14 protein-coding genes and 4 pseudogenes are annotated in these 14,478 nt (G+C 62.4%); 7 read left to right on the top strand and 11 right to left on the bottom strand.

Annotation, left to right across the window (positions count from 1 at the left end; genetic code table 11):
* Positions 1-206: 206 nt before the first annotated feature.
* Positions 207-426: pseudogene (locus SB822_RS45550) on the top strand (universal stress protein); the annotation flags it as partial.
* Positions 427-768: 342 nt separating this feature from the next.
* Here the strand turns inward: SB822_RS45550 and SB822_RS45545 are convergent.
* The 5 genes from SB822_RS45545 to SB822_RS45525 all read right to left on the bottom strand — a co-directional run bounded on the left by SB822_RS45545 (position 769) and on the right by SB822_RS45525 (position 4,594).
* Entirely contained in the window at positions 769-1,074 is a 306-nt protein-coding gene (locus tag SB822_RS45545) for a hypothetical protein (RefSeq protein WP_410857777.1), read from the bottom strand.
* Between the two features lie 437 nt (positions 1,075-1,511).
* A complete protein-coding gene (locus SB822_RS45540; RefSeq protein ID WP_410857776.1) occupies positions 1,512-2,336 on the bottom strand; it encodes an alpha/beta hydrolase in 825 nt (274 codons plus the stop codon).
* 7 nt (positions 2,337-2,343) lie between these two features.
* Entirely contained in the window at positions 2,344-2,748 is a 405-nt protein-coding gene (locus SB822_RS45535) for a hypothetical protein (protein WP_410857775.1), read from the bottom strand.
* Positions 2,748-4,388: an alpha/beta fold hydrolase gene (locus SB822_RS45530; RefSeq protein ID WP_410857774.1), complete on the bottom strand. Its 1,641-nt coding sequence runs from the start codon at positions 4,386-4,388 to the stop codon at positions 2,748-2,750. The genes SB822_RS45535 and SB822_RS45530 overlap by 1 nt, the downstream gene beginning before the upstream one ends.
* A 14-nt stretch (positions 4,389-4,402) precedes the next feature.
* Positions 4,403-4,594, bottom strand: coding sequence for a hypothetical protein (locus SB822_RS45525; protein WP_410857773.1), 192 nt, complete (start codon positions 4,592-4,594; stop codon positions 4,403-4,405).
* A gap of 592 nt (positions 4,595-5,186) precedes the next feature.
* Between SB822_RS45525 and SB822_RS45520 the strand changes: the two genes are divergently transcribed.
* A complete protein-coding gene (locus SB822_RS45520) occupies positions 5,187-5,720 on the top strand; it encodes a DUF4142 domain-containing protein (protein WP_410857772.1) in 534 nt (177 codons plus the stop codon).
* A gap of 687 nt (positions 5,721-6,407) precedes the next feature.
* Here SB822_RS45520 and SB822_RS45515 read toward each other — a convergent pair.
* Complete coding sequence (locus tag SB822_RS45515; protein ID WP_410857771.1) at positions 6,408-6,659, bottom strand: hypothetical protein; 252 nt, start codon at positions 6,657-6,659, stop codon at positions 6,408-6,410.
* Positions 6,660-7,038: 379 nt separating this feature from the next.
* On the opposite strand from SB822_RS45515, the gene SB822_RS45510 reads away from it, so the two are divergent.
* The gene (locus SB822_RS45510; protein WP_410857770.1) at positions 7,039-7,278 is read left to right on the top strand and encodes a DUF2442 domain-containing protein; all 240 of its coding nucleotides are present in this window, start codon (positions 7,039-7,041) and stop codon (positions 7,276-7,278) included.
* Here the strand turns inward: SB822_RS45510 and SB822_RS45505 are convergent.
* Positions 7,272-9,062, bottom strand: a complete 1,791-nt coding sequence (locus SB822_RS45505) for an ATP-binding protein (protein ID WP_410857769.1) — start codon at positions 9,060-9,062, stop codon at positions 7,272-7,274. The genes SB822_RS45510 and SB822_RS45505 overlap by 7 nt on opposite strands.
* A gap of 208 nt (positions 9,063-9,270) precedes the next feature.
* On the bottom strand, positions 9,271-9,936 hold the full coding sequence (locus tag SB822_RS45500) for a glutathione S-transferase family protein (RefSeq protein ID WP_410857768.1): 666 nt from the start codon (positions 9,934-9,936) through the stop codon (positions 9,271-9,273).
* 249 nt (positions 9,937-10,185) lie between these two features.
* Between SB822_RS45500 and SB822_RS45495 the strand changes: the two genes are divergently transcribed.
* Positions 10,186-10,434 (top strand): hypothetical protein, encoded by a 249-nt coding sequence (locus SB822_RS45495; RefSeq protein ID WP_410857767.1) that lies wholly within the window; start codon positions 10,186-10,188, stop codon positions 10,432-10,434.
* Between the two features lie 181 nt (positions 10,435-10,615).
* Here the strand turns inward: SB822_RS45495 and SB822_RS45490 are convergent, their stop codons facing one another.
* Complete coding sequence (locus tag SB822_RS45490) at positions 10,616-10,858, bottom strand: hypothetical protein (protein WP_410857766.1); 243 nt, start codon at positions 10,856-10,858, stop codon at positions 10,616-10,618.
* A 53-nt stretch (positions 10,859-10,911) separates the two neighbouring features.
* On the opposite strand from SB822_RS45490, the gene SB822_RS45485 reads away from it, so the two are divergent.
* A complete protein-coding gene (locus SB822_RS45485; RefSeq protein WP_410857808.1) occupies positions 10,912-11,529 on the top strand; it encodes a SulP family inorganic anion transporter in 618 nt (205 codons plus the stop codon).
* On the opposite strand, the gene istB is transcribed toward SB822_RS45485, so the two are convergent.
* Together istB and istA are read right to left on the bottom strand one after the other, a co-directional pair.
* Positions 11,485-12,306 carry an IS21-like element helper ATPase IstB gene (gene istB / locus SB822_RS45480; protein WP_410857765.1) on the bottom strand — a complete coding sequence of 274 codons (822 nt, stop codon included), beginning with the start codon at positions 12,304-12,306 and terminating at the stop codon, positions 11,485-11,487. The genes SB822_RS45485 and istB overlap by 45 nt on opposite strands.
* A pseudogene (gene istA / locus SB822_RS45475) lies at positions 12,303-13,801 on the bottom strand (IS21 family transposase). Before istA ends, istB begins: the two are co-directional and overlap by 4 nt.
* A gap of 159 nt (positions 13,802-13,960) precedes the next feature.
* On the opposite strand from istA, the pseudogene SB822_RS45470 reads away from it, so the two are divergent.
* Together SB822_RS45470 and SB822_RS45465 are read left to right on the top strand one after the other, a co-directional pair.
* Positions 13,961-14,224, top strand: a pseudogene (locus tag SB822_RS45470) (sodium-independent anion transporter); the annotation flags it as partial.
* A 1-nt stretch (position 14,225) separates the two neighbouring features.
* Positions 14,226-14,351: pseudogene (locus tag SB822_RS45465) on the top strand (hemerythrin domain-containing protein); the annotation flags it as partial.
* Positions 14,352-14,478 lie beyond the last annotated feature (127 nt).

The raw sequence follows: 14,478 nt of genomic DNA, 5'->3' as shown, positions 1-14,478 counted from the left end.
GGTGACAGGCGCGACGTCGTGCGACACGCCACGCACGCGACTGAGCTTGTCGAGCGCTATCGTACGTTCGGCGACCGCCTATGTCGGGTGGCGAAGAATTCCCGTGTCTACCGGATCTTCCGTATGCCGGCGCAACGAACGTAGGGAGAGTGACATGTCAGTTTTCAACTGCATACTTCTGTGTTACGACGGATCCCGCGAAGAATGCGACCGGGCACTTCGCAGTCGGTGATCCGCTGGACAGAATTCCATTTTTCGCCAAAGACCTGAAGGTTGATCTCGTCGTGGTTGGACATCGTCGAACGAGCCGGCTCGCGCGGGCGGCAAGGCGGACGACTGCTCCTCGACAGGGTCAGTTGCAGCGTACTCGTGACTATGGGACCGGAGGCGGGTTCAGACACAGCAGGGGCACCTTCCCACCAGTGAAGCAGGCCGACGGGATCCAATGTGCCACTAGAACAGTTGCAAGCAGGACAGATGTTGGCGCCCGATCACCGATCGGTAAGCGGATCCGAGCCTTCCGCGTGCTCATTCGATCATGTGCCTCCACCGGTCGACGGTACACACTTCAGCACAAGCGAACTTCCATCGTCAGGTCCGTACCGCCACAAATAGCTGCACGCAGTGTCCGGAAAACGCGCGAACTGCGCAAGCAAATGTAAGAGCGGGCAGGCGGGCGCGTGATCAGATGCGGAGGGATTCAGGAGATCGAGTTCAACGATAGGATCCAGCGTTGATCGAGATGCGGCTGTAGGAATTGCGCAAGCGTCAATCGCCAATCGTCAATCGCCAATCGCCAATCGCCAATCGCCAATCGCCAATCGCCAATCGCCAATCGCCAATCTCCAGCATCCGTTTCGGAGTCCGAGTATTGCCGCGCGTCGCGACAGCTTCAGCACGCGGAGCACGAGATACGTCATAGGGAACTAAACGAATGGCGCGCGCCTCGTGCATGAGCGCAGCATCCATCTGATGCTTGCACGAAACGGTGAGCACGCCTTCTATAGCAGCGGCATGAGCCTCGGAGAGGTCTTCAACGCGGCCAACCTGTCTGGTACCGCGGAAGTTGGCCATCCGGGTCGTTGACCTCAATCGAATTGCCATCGCCGAGGCGATCGGTAAACACCACGACGTTTTTACCGCTCTCGGGTTTCACGTCCAATGCCCAACGGATGCTGTTCATCCGGCTTCGCGCGCGCTGCCCGATAGCCGATGCAAAGGCCGGGTTGATTCAAGCAGTCAGCGCCGAATGAATTGCTTCAGCAAAGGCGGACCGGCATTGTCGAGCCGATCGCCGTCGCGCGAAAGCAGTGCGATGTCATATCCGTGGCGCGCGAATTCATCCGCCGCAGCGCGGCCCACGCCAGCGGCTACTTCCGACCTGCTTTCACCTCTCTGAAGCGCTGGCTCGGACGTAGCAGTTCCACGGTTGAATCTGTCGAAGCACTCGACATGCCGGCAAGCGTTTTGGATTCGGGAAGGCGGGGCAAGCAGCGATGTATATCGCGGCGCTAATGGTCAGCCGCGCCTAACCCGTTTTCCACTTCGTGCAGGAACCGAAGGACATGGACATCGCCACCGGTTGTCCAGATGTCAATGTGATCCGCACCCTGGATGAGCGCAAGTTGGTTCGGTTGCCGCGCGGCGTCATGCAGCCGCGAAAAATGCCGCGGCGGCACGATGCCGTCGTTCGCGCCGCCGTAGATCAGGAGCGGCAGACTGACTGCTGCGATCTTCGACAGGTTGTCGTAACGGTCGCGCGCCAGGGGGCGAACCGGAAAGAGCGGAAAGCGCTGCGCGGCTACGTCGACGATGCTCGTGAAAGGCGACTCAAGTACGAGCGCATCGACGCGCGTTTCGAGCGCGAGCTGCGTAGCGACACCCGACCCGAGCGAATAGTCATGCAGCACGATCGAGCGGGCTCGCCCGGCGACGAATGCATAGGCAGCGCGCGCGTCGAGATAGAGCCCCGCTTCATGCGGCGTGCCGGGATTTCCGCCATAGCCCCGGTATTCCGCCTGAAAGACGCCGTAGCCCGCAGCCACGAGAGCGTGCGCGATGCGCGCCCGCATGCCGATGTCGTCGCCGTTGCCATGAAAGAGGATCACGGTGGGCGCGGCTTCACGCGAGGGCGCGCGATAGCGGCTGCTCAGTGTGAGGCCGTCGTCGGTGTGGATGGTGACGTCGTCCAGAAGGTCGTCCGCCACGTCGAACGGCCGTCGCCGCAGGCGTTCGAGCGGGTAGACGAGGCGGCCTTGCAGCCAGAAGAGCGCGGCCAGCACGCCCGCATACGATATGCCGATGCCGAGCGTGACCAGTAGCAAGAATGCGTGCATGACGAACCTATCCGTGCGGGTGGATCGTCATGCTCACGCGGTGCTTAATCCCGTGTTCGCGCAAAGCGGATTCGAACTGCGCGAACGTCATCGGCGGGGGCGTGTTCTGCAGCGGGCCGAGTTCCCGGAGCGCCTGATCGAAGCGCAGGAAGATTGCGAAGTCGCTCGGATAACGTCTGGTATCGACGCCCAGAAAGCGTCCCTTGCACGACGCACGGCCGAGCAACTCTTTCCATTCATCGATGCGCGTCACGCCGATCCCTTCAGTGCCGTGCGAGAACAGCCTCAGGTCGATTTCATCGAAGGAGGGCTGCGAATCGAGGAAGCGGCGCAACGTATCGGCGGAAGGCTGGGTGCAAAAAACGAGCCAGAAGGGCAGCGCGTGAAGACGCAGTGTCGCGTAGGGGTCCATCAGCAGGAACGAATCGACGACGAGCCGTCGCGCTTCGATGCCATGCTGCGCATACCACTCGCGATAGGTTGCCGCACATACGAAGCTGAACGACTCGGGCTCGCAAAAGACCAGTTCGACGACCCGCAGTTCATTTCGCGGGCTAGCGCGCGAATGTCGGCGGTGAGCGCATCGTCATAGCCCCATTCCGCTTCGGGCGCGAGTTCGGTGGGCGCGGGCGGCTCCCAGCGCGAGCGGTCGATGCCGTATCGAGCAAGATATTCCACAACGCGAGGGCCGCCTTTCAGGTATTCGTCCTCGGTTGCGCCGCCTGTCGCGCCGAACTGATAGAACGATCGCGCGCTTGTGCGCGTGACGGGCCATGCACGCGTGCAATGACTCACATAGAGCGTCGCGCCCGGCGCGAGATTGCGCAGCAGGAACTCGCGGTAGGCAAGCGGCAAGGCGCGATGCTTGAGCCGGAAGTAGCTCATGGCGCCGAGCATGAGGCGGTCCTGGTTAGGGTCCTGCATGTGATGCACGGCGATGCGCGGGTCCGCTTCGAGTAGCGCTGCTGTTGTCACATATCCTTCTTCGAAGCCGCGCATCGCATCGTCGGGATCGCTGAAGGGTGCTCGCACGGGACACAGGAACGTCTGCGGCAGCCAGGGTACGCCGAGCGCAGCGGCCATGTGCATCAGCGCACCGTTCGACGAACCGACGAACGCTGCGCCATAGCGACGATCCGGGTAGAGACCGGCGAGCCATTCCGCGATGCCTTCGACATCGAGCCGCCGCGCCTGCCGCGTCGTGATGCCTTCGGTCATACCGCCGATCGAATAGGCCCATTCCCGGGGCCGCCTGGGCAGCAGGTTGATCGCGGGCATCGCGGCGTCGAGAAGCGGCGACTGGCTCGGGCTGTCGAACGGCTGGCCGCGCAGGGAGAACGCAAGCGCCTGCGCCATGCCAGCGGCCGAATCGAAGCGGGCGATGCCGCGTGGCGGCTTGTTCATGATCGGCGAGCTTCGTCGATGGACTGCCTGCCGCGCAGAAACGGCCGGATCGCGAGCGCGAAGCTGTGCGGGTACACATAGTTGAGCGTGTGTGCCGCCGTCGATGGCAAGCAAAGCGCCGCGCGGCAGGCGCTCCACCACTTCGCGCGCCCAGTCGAGCGGCGCCACTGGGTCGCGCGTGCCGGCAACCACGAGCGTCGGCGCTTCGACGTCCAGAAGCCGGTCCTCGATGCGGTCATCGATCAGCTCGCGCATCGTCGCAAAAGCGCGCACGGGCCCCGCCTTCGCATAATCGATACGGCCGATCGGCGCCGATGAGCGCGCCTGCTCCAGCCTGCCATTGCGACGATCGCGCAGGACCTGTGTGAGGAGGTGACGCGCGCGACGGTCGACGGTCGGCCCTTGCAGTACGAGTCGATCGACCGCGTGCGGATAGCGCATCGCGAAGTCTGTGAGGATCTGACAGCCAAATGAATTCCCCACGAACGATGCGCGCTCGATACCGCTTGCCTTGAGCCAGAGATGCAGTGCATCGGCAAGTTCACGGATCGAGAGCGCCGTGCGGCGTGTGCGGCTTTCGCCGAAACCCGGCAAGTCCGGCGCGTGGACACTGAAATCGCGCGAGAGGGCAAGCGCCAGCGGTTCCATGTAGCGGCTGGAAATCACGAGGCCGTGAACCAGTACGACATGGGGCCCCGCATCGCCGGGCCGGCGTCCAGATACTCACCACGAATGCCGTTGCGCTTGCTCTCGTGGCTGAGGGCGGGCGTGTGTCGCAGGCGCGCCCATTCAGTCGCGAACCAGGCCATGCCAACGCCTGCGGCGATACCCGCGTTCAGTGCAAGGATGTTCAATCTTGCGCGTTTCATGCGTCCCGATGCGAGTCCGAGCGGAATTGTCGAAGCAATAGCATGCGGCATGCCTGGCTGACGGGTCGGCGCATCTCTGGTAGCCGACGTGGTCGGGGGGACGCGCCAGGCAGGTCGGCGCTTGCTAAAAATCGCAGTAACCGCTCGATTTGCTGGACGACCACAACAGACAGGAAACCCACATGAGCCAATACCTCGACTGTATGGCCGCGCTCGATCGCTGCGCAGCCGCATGCCATCACTGCGCGTCCTCGTGTATCGCGGAGGGGAACCTCCCCGACATGGAAAAGTGCATACGGCTCGATCTTGACTGCGCCGCGTTGTGCCGTTTCACGTCAGAAGCGCTCGCGCGAGATTCACAGTTCATGCGTGACTTCTGCGACCTGTGCGCGCGCATCCGCCTGCGCGGACGAATGCGGCCGGCATCCGGCCGATCACTGTCAGGCATGCAGTGATGCATGCCGCGGGTGCGGCGAAGCGTGTCGGGCACTTTGAACAGACGCTCGCCAAACGACATCGGATGCGGCATTCGCATTGCTGCTTGCCGATCACCTCATCAATCCCTGAGGGAAATCCAATGAAAACGAAAGTGCTTTCTCTGCCGATGACGCTCGCCCTGGTCGCGTTGCCTGCCTTCGCGCAGACACAGGCGGCGAGCACGACTATGGCAAACGACCTGCCACCTCAAGACAAGGAATTCGTGCAGGCAGCGTCGATGTCCGGTTCGACCGAAATCGATGCCGCGAAGCTTGCCAGTAAGCAATCGGAGGACAAGGATGTGAAGAACTTCGCGCATCACATGATGGTCGATCACACGAAGCTCACGATGCAACTGAAGATGGCCGCGCCGCACGGCGTAGCAGTTCCCAGGGACAACTCGGACACGACTGTTCTCGATTCGCTCAAAGGCCTGCAAGGCAAGGATTTTGACAATGCATATATCAAAAGTCTCGGAGTGGAAGGCCATCAGAAGGCCGTCGAAGCATTCCGGAAGGAAGCTGAAAACGGCCAGAACGCTGACCTGAAGAAGGCCGCAGAAAGGGCCTTGCCGACGATACAGGAGCATCTGAAGATGGCACAGGCATTAGCTGCAAAGAAGGGCGTTCAGTGAATTGGACACCTGGACGGCAGCGGTCCCGGCCTGCGCGGCGTCACCTAATGCGCCGCATCAAGCCTTCAACCGCTCCAGCGTCGATACCGGTTTGGCCGGATCGACGTGCACTTCGAGCAACGCGGTACGGGTCGAAGTCAGCATCGATGCGAACGCAGTACGAAGCAAGCCAGACTCCGCGCAACGCGAGCCTTCTGCGCCGCATGCCAGTGCGACCTATGCGAAATCGATGCCGCCCAATTCGCAACCGTAAGGGGACAGCGAGTAGGGCCATCATATTTTCTCTTCGTGAAACCCCGTCTGCGCAGCTCAGCGGAGCCACACCTGAGCGCCCAGCATTGTGCGGATGTTTCCACAAGACACATCGATTACGTGATCAAGGTGCGATCCAGCTATGGTGCCAGATGCCGCCCTGACAAACAAAATGTGCGCGCTGCTGACGATCCACTATCCAGTGGTCTAATTTTATTCGGGCATAGATCTGTTCGAGGTCTCTCGGGCTCATTCGTGGCAAGCGGGCTTTGATTGATGCAGGCCGGGAGTCAGAACTAGTAAGCACGCTCGATGCCCGGGTCGAGCCATCAGCAGGACGCAATGCGGGGTAACGCGTGACGGCGCGGTTCTCCGCTACGCATTAGCGGCAGGCCGGCCCGCCCGGAGCGCCTGGTACGGAAGTGATGCATCATGCTACGCGGCCAGACGCTCGAGGTTCATCTCCGGCAACTTCGGAGCCGGAGGAAACACCCTCCAGCAGCCGTCGTCGTGCCGAAAGAAGAACAGTGCGAACCTCTCTCCCTCGTGCATTATCTCGACGCAGACATATCGCCGTCCGCCCGAGAGCGTGCGGCCAGGCATGGTGATCCTGGCGGCGTTCAGAGAGTTGAACTCAAGCCATTTTTCCACTACGAAACGTAACGATTGCCTGTCGGTATTGGTCATCTCATCCTCCTCGGTCCAGTGGGAAGGCGAAGCCGGATGCGCGGCGGCCGGTTACCTGTAATCGCGCAACGTGCATGCCAATGCTTCTCAAGAGAGCGTTCTTGGGATGCGGGCCCCGAACTCGCCTGCTCGCGGTTAACGCTTGCAGGGAGGCTGAGAAATGGGGCGTCATCAGTTACGGAGGGTGTGAGAAAACGTAACGCTGGTTGTGCCGGGAAGGCGATTTGCTGAAGTGATCTATTGGCGTTCCCCGTCGGCGTTGCCCGTGTCCCTGGGGTCGTCATCAACCAGCCCGCGTGCAGGAATTACCGCGGATTCCTGTTTGAGGGTGCCGCGCGGGCCCCGGCTGAGTTCCCGATTTCTGTTTCAGGAGAGAGTCATGCATGCCCTGGCGGTTGATGTCCGGTTTGACAGCGTGTTCCTGTTCCTGGACCTGGCGGATGGCCGGGCCGTCGAATTGCCACTTGACTGGTTCCCGCTGCTACAGGCGGCCACCGGCGTGGGGCGGACGTATTTCGCCATCTCGCTGGATGGCGACCAGGTATTCTGGCCCGAACTGGATGAAGACATGAACGTGACGGCGCTCCTCGCGTCGTTTCCCGACAGGCTGGGTCAGTAGCCGTCCCCTCGGCCTTCGCGGCCCGATGAACGGCGCAGCACGTCCGCCAGGTCCTCGAGGGATGGCGGCTTGACCAGGTAGCAGTCGAATCCGTCTGCAACCGGTTCGGGTCCGGACATCGTGCCGCCGTCTCCGCTGAGCGCCACCAGTTTCGTTAGCGCGCATTGTGCGCGCTGCCGGAGCAGACGGACCAGTTCGTGACCATCCATGCCCGGCATGTGGATGTCAATCAGGGCGAAGTCCGGCGTGAACGTCTCGACCATCAGGAGCGCTTCCAGTCCGCTCTGGGCGCGTTTCACTTCATGACCGTCCAGCGCCAGCAGCATGGCAAGCGCCTCGGTCGCGTCGTCACTGTCGTCGACCAGCAGGATGCGGGCCGGCGCCATGCCATGTGTCGTGGGCGCAGCGTGCTCAACCGTGCTCCTGCAGACGATGGGCAGGCGCAATGTAACTTCGGTACCCTTGCCATCGCCCTCACTGGAAATGGCAACCTGGCCCTGGTGCGCCTTCACCAGATAACTGACCACCGACAGGCCCACGCCCAGGCCACCTTCGGCTCGCGTCCTGGCAACCGGCGACTGCATGAACAGGTCGAAGACGCGGGGCAGCAGCGAGGGTTCAATGCCATCGCCATTGTCGCGTACCGTGACGACTGCTTCCCGTGGCGTTGAATCGCCTTCAGGTATCGTGCCGGGGTCCGGCGCGTCGATCAGCAAGGCGATGTCCCCGCCCGGCGGCGTGTACTTGACGGCGTTCCACAACAGGTTTGAGACCACCTGGGTCAGCCGGGGCGCATCCGCAAAGACCGTCACCGGATACGGCGGCAAAGTCACATCAAGATGATGCTGCCGCTGCTCGACGCCCTCCGCGACGGCGGCCACTGCGTCCTTCACGATGTCGCCGAGCAACCCATGCGCGGGACGGACGGACAGCTTGCCGTGCCGTACGCGCGACGCGTCAAGCAGGTCACTCACGATGCGTTTGAGCTGGTGCAGCTGGCGGTTGGCGACCGCCAGCGCCGAAAGCACCGCCGGGCTACCGGCCGCCAGCTTTTGCGCGGCAGCCAGCGCGCTGTCAATCGGGCCAAGCGGGTTGCGCAGTTCGTGGCCCAGCGTGGTGATGAAGTCGTCCTTGCGGGCTTCGGCTGTCGCCAGTGCGTGTCTCGCCGCTTCTGCCTCCTCGGCGCGCGCCTCCGCGTCAGCTCTTGCCCGCGTGATGCTCAACGCGGCACAGGTGAAATCCGCGAGGCTCGCCAGGATACGTCGGTGTTCACCGTCGAAATGATGGTTTGCGTCATGCGACATGACCCACAGTGCACCGAAGGGCGCGGGCGTACCGGGCACCGGCACGACGAGTTCTTCCGTGACCTCGGCACCGACAAAGAACAGGCAGTCGAACTGACGTTTGGGAAACGCGAATAACTGGGGTGAGCCGAGTTCAAGCGCGACGCCGGCCGGACTGTCGTCGCCTGGAATCAGATGGCCCTGCAACTGCGCGCAGCGACCCGACACTGCAACCCAGCGAAACGCACCGGACCGGTCGTCGTCGTGCTCCCGCAGGCTGATGCCGGCACTGCCGGCATCGCATAGCGTCAGGGCTGTGTCGACCAGCGTCTGAAGCATTGCAGTGCCGGGTTCGTTCAGTGTCCGGGCCAGCGCATGCAGCGCTTCATTTTCGGCGGCATAGGCAGGCGAACGACGCGAGCGGGCGTCAAGTTCCGCGGTGACAAGCGTGCCCGTACGCTGGACGCGATTTACCGCGGATGACACGGACGGCCCAGGCATGAGTGCGCTCTCCGGGAAAGTAATTCACCTGCCGTAATGAGTGGGGAACCGCTTTCAATTGTAGTCACTGCATTTTGAGATGCCGCCCGTCCGGGGCAGCAAGCCACATCGACCCGGCAGTTGCGGCAATGTCTCAACTTGAACGGCAGGCATGTCGGCATCTATGAACCCGTGCAATCCCGGGCTGCGAGCGCCTTTGCGCGGAAAATCAGACGGACTGGCTTTGAAGCGGGCGGCTCCCCATTGCATCCCGAAAAGCCGGACGCGCCGCAAGGTTCCTATGCCAATCGACCACGAACGGTAGCGAAGGAGCCGAATCCAACACGTCCGCGAAATCGCGTGAGAGGGCAAGCCATCGGTGCGCCGACAGGCAAATTCCGATGTCCGCGACCGTGAACGTCCTGCCGGCTATGTATGCCTGCGAACTCAGAACCTCGTCGACGATTGCGAGCATGCGCCCCGCGTCAGCGTGCGACTGCCGTATTGCCTCGTAGTCGCGCGCCGGCTCTGGCGTCCGTGTCAGGCCGAGAAAGGCGACGCGCAGCGTTGCCCACAGGGTTGCAAGCTGCCAGTCCATCCAACGCTCGACGTTTGCCCGTTGTTTATACCTGACTGGAAGCAGCGCTTCATTGCCGGCTGCGCGGGCAAGGTACCGGACGATGGTATTTGACTCCCAAAGCACCAGGTCGCCGTCGACCAGCGTTGGCACCAGGCCGTTCGGATTGAGCACAAGGTATGCGGCTGTATTGACAACCCCGAAGTCGAGGCCCGCATCAATACGTTCGTAGTCGCGTCCCTCGACGGCGCCAACCTCGCCAAGACACCAAAGAACCTTCTGTACGTTTATTGAACTACGTCTGCCGTAAAGCTTCATTGATGTTCCTGATGTTCGTTCCAGGGCACCGCCGGCCAATGTCTGTCACCCGCGCGTCGCCGTCCGATGCGGCGGCGCGACATAGCGGTGAGCTCCAGTGTTGCATTCGCCACCGAGCGAGCCGTATGCGCAGCTGCGCCCGGGGTAATTCGCCGGCTTCGCCATGGGCGTTTGGCGAATCAGGCACCTGTCCGTTGCGTTTGGGCCGACCATCGCTACTTTTACTGACTGGCTCCCGAGGGCGTGACCGTGGTGCTCGATGAAGGGGTGCCCGCGACGGGTGCTTCGCTCGATGCCGATGGGGCGCTCGCCGCCGCGCTTTCGCTGGTGCTGTTCGCCGCTGAGCTTTGCCCCGGCGTGCCATTCTCGCCTGCGGTGTTATTACTCATCACGCCGCTGCTGCCCGAGTCCATGCTATTGCTGCTCTTGTCGTCTACTTTTTTGCAGGCGGCCGTGCCAATCGCACATGTGACGGCGAGGAACGCTATTGATAGATAACCCAGATTCCGTTTCATGTTCGATGCTCCGTCCGAGCCTTGTGTCATGGCGATCTGATCATCCCGCCCATACCGAACAGACGAACATGAAGGAGGCGACGCCGCCAAAACCAGGGCCGCCCCTCTACAGTATGGCGGCGAGCGGCACGTTCTCACCGAGCAGGTCAGCGAGGCACAGACGATCACGAAAAGATGCCCGATCTGATAGACGGAGTAGCGGGCGGGCAGGTGAATATGACATCGCTTGCGATCGGCGCGGGCGCGCTATTGCTGATCTTCGTCTTCAACCGGTTTTCGCCGAAAGTGCCCAGCGTATTGCTGGCTGTCGCCACGGCGACGCTCGCCGTCGTGCTGCTGACTCCATCGTCGCGCGCGGGCGTCGCGACCGCGGGCGCGATCGTGCAAGGCTTGCCGGCGCCGCGCATAACCGGTCCTTCCCGTTGCCGAATGGTGGCAACTCGCCGGCAGCTCGGCCGCGATTGCGCTCGTCTCGCTCACCGATGTCAGCATTCTTTCGCGCACCTACGAACGGCGCAATGGCATCAGCGTGAACCGCAATCGGGAGTGCATCGCGCTTGGACTGTCGAACATGGCAGCCGGGGTGTTGCAGGGATTCGCCGTCAGCGCGAGCGGTTCGCGTACGCCCGTCGCCGAGTCTGCGGGTGCGAAAACGCAGGTGACAGGCGTTATCGCGGCCGCCGTGGTTGCGCTGCTTCTCGTATTCGCGCCGCGCTCGCTCGCGCACGCGCCGCAATCGGCGCTGGCGGCCGTTGTGATTGCTGCATGCGTGGCGGTGATCGAAGTACGTGGCGTCATCCGTCTATACCGTTTGTGGCCGAGCGAATTTGCGCAGTGCATGGTGTGCTTCGCCGGCGTGGCGTGCCTGGGGCGTAGTGAATGGCATTGCGCTCGCGCTGCTGCTAACCGTGCTGTTGTTCCTGTGGCGCGCCTGGCGTATCGCGTCATCCCGAAGCGCGGTGTAGATTGTCAATTACGATGGCCGCCCGGGCGACAACTATCTTGGCCGGTCGACGGGGTTAGTTGTCGCTGCTCAGCTCGGCATAGTTGTCGCTCCTTCCGATTCGGGGTGGGGTAATTGACGCCGCCGCGCGCGCTTGTTGTCGTCGGCACTGCGACGCCGGTAGCTTTCCACGTTCAGTTCGAAGATCGTCGAGTGATGGACCAGTCGGTCGATGGCGGCGACCGTCATTGAGGGATCGGGGAAGACATCATTCCAGCCGGAGAACGCGGCGTTGGCCGTGATGAGAAGGCTTCGACGCTCGTATCTTTCCGCGATCAATTCGAACAGCACACTCGTTTCGGCCTGGTCCTTTCTGACGTACGACAGGTCGTCCAGGATGATCAGATCGAAGTGATCGAGCTTGGCGAGCATTGATGGCAACTGCAGGCTTTGGCGTGCCGCCTGCAGCTTCTGCACGATTTCGCCGGTGCGTGTGAACAGCACCCGGTACCCGGCGTCGATCAGCGCATGACCAATGCCGGAGCCTAAATGGCTCTTCCCGGCACCCGGTGGCCCAAACAGCAGGATCGTGGCGCCTTTCTCGAGCCACGAGTCGCCGCTCGCAAGCGCCATTACATGTGCCTTGGACACCATCGGTACCAAGCCGAAGTCGAAGGCCTCGAGCGTCTTGCTCGGGTCCAGATGCGATTCGACGCGATGCCGCTCGATGCGCCGTTTCGCGCGCTCGGCCAGTTCGTGCTCGAGCAGCGCGCCGAGCAGGCGCGTCGATGGCCAGCCTTCCTTGTCGGAGCGCTGAGTGAATTCAGCCCATAGCCGCGCGATCGTCGGCAAGCGCAGCTCGGTGAGCATCAGCCCCATACGGGCGGTATCGTAGATTGCGGGCGCGTTCATACCGATACCTCCTCGCCAAGCAGCATGTCGTAGAGAGCTGCCGTCGGCATGTCGACAGCCACGTCTGGGCATTGCGCCTGCCGCGGCGCAAATTCATTCTGTAGTTGCTCGAGATCGGGCAGCTCACCGGCGGCGAGCAACGCCTCGAGCCGCTCAGCAAGAACGGCCTCGACTCCGTGATTCGCGGCCAGTTCCAGTAAGCCGACCATAGTCTTGCAGGCTTCGCGCTGCGTGAGCCGAGCCTCAAGCCGCTCCCACGTCCGGCGGTACGCCTCGCGCGGAAACAAGTCGTCGCGAAACGCCACCCCTTGAACGCCTGGGGCTTGCGCTTGAGCGCCTCGATGAAGTGCCGGTAGTCGAGCTTGCGACGGCGGCTATTGGCCGCATGCGAGCCCCGTGCTGTGTTGTGCACGAGCGCGCCGGACAGATAGCAGTCGAGGTGATCGGCATAGACGCGCACCTTCAGACGGTGGCCAATCAGGCGCGACGGCGCGCTGTAGAGAATGCCCCGCACGGTGAAGGTGCCACAGCGTGTCACGCGTGCTTCCTCTTCGAGGAAGTCGGTCGTGCGATGTGCGGGCAGATCCTGCAAATGTTCGCGCTCAGCGTTAAACGCCGCTGCGTTGCGACGGTTACGGCGCATGACGACGTCGCGAACAAACGCCTCATAGGCAGCACGATCGTCGAAGTCGCGATGGCCACGCAGCATCAGCGCCTGGTCGATCGCCTCCTTCAGATGGCGGTGCGAGGATTCCACACTACCGTTCTCATGGGCCACGCCGACGTTATTGCGCGTGCCGGCCATGCCGTAATGCACCAGCAGTGCGTCATAGCGAGCGGTGAAGTCCTCTTCAGGCTGCAAATTCTTGAACGCTGCCGATAGGCTGTCGGTGCGATGCTCATGCGGGCAGCCGCCGGCCTGCCACAGCGCGTTCTGTAATCCGGTGGAGAGGGCCTCGAAGCTCTCGCCACCTTCGACGACATAGGCGTATTCCCAGTGCGAGAACGCGAGCACGAAGTGATAGAGCCGGTGATCGAGGGGCGCGTCGGCGACCGTCACGCGCAGATCCCGCATGTCGGTAAAGTCCGAGAGCCCCTGCACGCCGGGCAAGTGCTGCTGCGGGAAGAAGATCTCCTTGCCAGGGCCCTCGAGTGCGCGCCATTGGCTGACGCGCCGCTCGAGCGTCCGCCGCATGCTGTCAGGGAAGAGGCCGGGATGCGCCTCCTGTAGCTTGCACAGCAACGTGATGGCCTTGACCCGGGGCGCGTGGCGCAGCAATGGCACGACCTCGCTCTCCCAGACTTCCGCGAACGGATCGTGACGTGTACGCCACGCGCGCGATGGCTTCTGCGACGGCAGACGGCCGTCATGCTCGATGCGCCGGGCCGTGCGAACGCTCATGCCCGCCATCGCCGCGGCGACTTCCTGAGTGTGATGTTTGCGCTTGCTCATATAGAGTCGGACCTGCTGGTCCGTCACGTAGGTTCCAGGCATGACTGTTCGCTTCTTGTTCGACGCGATCAGCCATCGTAAAACCCCGCTACTCCGGCGCCGCCGGTAGTTCGTCGTCTCCGGCGGCTACGCCGCCTTCGACTCCTCACCACCGGCCAAGGTAACTGTCAAAGGACCGGCCAAGATAATTGTCGCTCTCTAGCGCGGCGCATTCCCGGTCTCGTGCTGCTACGCTGGGATGCGCCGTTGTTCTTTGCAAAGTGAGGTTTTCCGCGAACGCGTCTTGCGCGCGATCGGGGATTCGCCCTCGCCGGCAAGGTGGATCGTCATCGCAGCCGAGCCCGTTACCGATATCGATCTCACCGCGGCGATGTACTGCAACGGCTGCATGGCGAACTCGCGGCACGGCAGGTCAAGCTGTGCTTTGCCGAATTGAAAGGCCCCGTAAAGGACAGCCTCAAGCGTTGATGAGATCGACGTGGACCAAACCTATGTCGAGCACTTCCTGGCGAAGACGCTGATCGGCAAATTCAATTCGCTCAGGCCGGGCGACCATGGTTTCGACGCAACATTCAAAGTGTTGTCGGAGATGGGCGTTGTTGCATAAATCGGTGTACCGCGCGCCGATCTGACGTTTACGCACAACGGTAGTGACGGCACCCCTGTTAACTTCGGGGTGAACTGCGTACATTCTCGATTTTTGCCCGGGAAGATGCGCA

The organism is Paraburkholderia sp. SIMBA_054, from assembly GCF_046534875.1.
In the GTDB taxonomy this organism is placed as follows: domain Bacteria; phylum Pseudomonadota; class Gammaproteobacteria; order Burkholderiales; family Burkholderiaceae; genus Paraburkholderia; species Paraburkholderia hospita.
Note: the sequence above shows the minus strand (reverse complement) of the source record. Positions and strands in the feature narration are given on the sequence as shown.

Coding starts and splice junctions, on each gene's coding strand:
- SB822_RS45545 (WP_410857777.1), bottom strand. CDS start 1,074: ATGGCCAACTTCCGCGGTACCAGACAGGTTGGCCGCGTTGAAGACCTC.
- SB822_RS45540 (WP_410857776.1), bottom strand. CDS start 2,336: ATGCACGCATTCTTGCTACTGGTCACGCTCGGCATCGGCATATCGTAT.
- SB822_RS45535 (WP_410857775.1), bottom strand. CDS start 2,748: ATGGACCCCTACGCGACACTGCGTCTTCACGCGCTGCCCTTCTGGCTC.
- SB822_RS45530 (WP_410857774.1), bottom strand. CDS start 4,388: ATGGAACCGCTGGCGCTTGCCCTCTCGCGCGATTTCAGTGTCCACGCG.
- SB822_RS45520 (WP_410857772.1), top strand. CDS start 5,187: ATGAAAACGAAAGTGCTTTCTCTGCCGATGACGCTCGCCCTGGTCGCG.
- SB822_RS45515 (WP_410857771.1), bottom strand. CDS start 6,659: ATGACCAATACCGACAGGCAATCGTTACGTTTCGTAGTGGAAAAATGG.
- SB822_RS45510 (WP_410857770.1), top strand. CDS start 7,039: ATGCATGCCCTGGCGGTTGATGTCCGGTTTGACAGCGTGTTCCTGTTC.
- SB822_RS45505 (WP_410857769.1), bottom strand. CDS start 9,062: ATGCCTGGGCCGTCCGTGTCATCCGCGGTAAATCGCGTCCAGCGTACG.
- SB822_RS45500 (WP_410857768.1), bottom strand. CDS start 9,936: ATGAAGCTTTACGGCAGACGTAGTTCAATAAACGTACAGAAGGTTCTT.
- SB822_RS45490 (WP_410857766.1), bottom strand. CDS start 10,858: ATGCGCGGCGCCGGCAAGCCTTGCACGATCGCGCCCGCGGTCGCGACG.
- istB (WP_410857765.1), bottom strand. CDS start 12,306: ATGAACGCGCCCGCAATCTACGATACCGCCCGTATGGGGCTGATGCTC.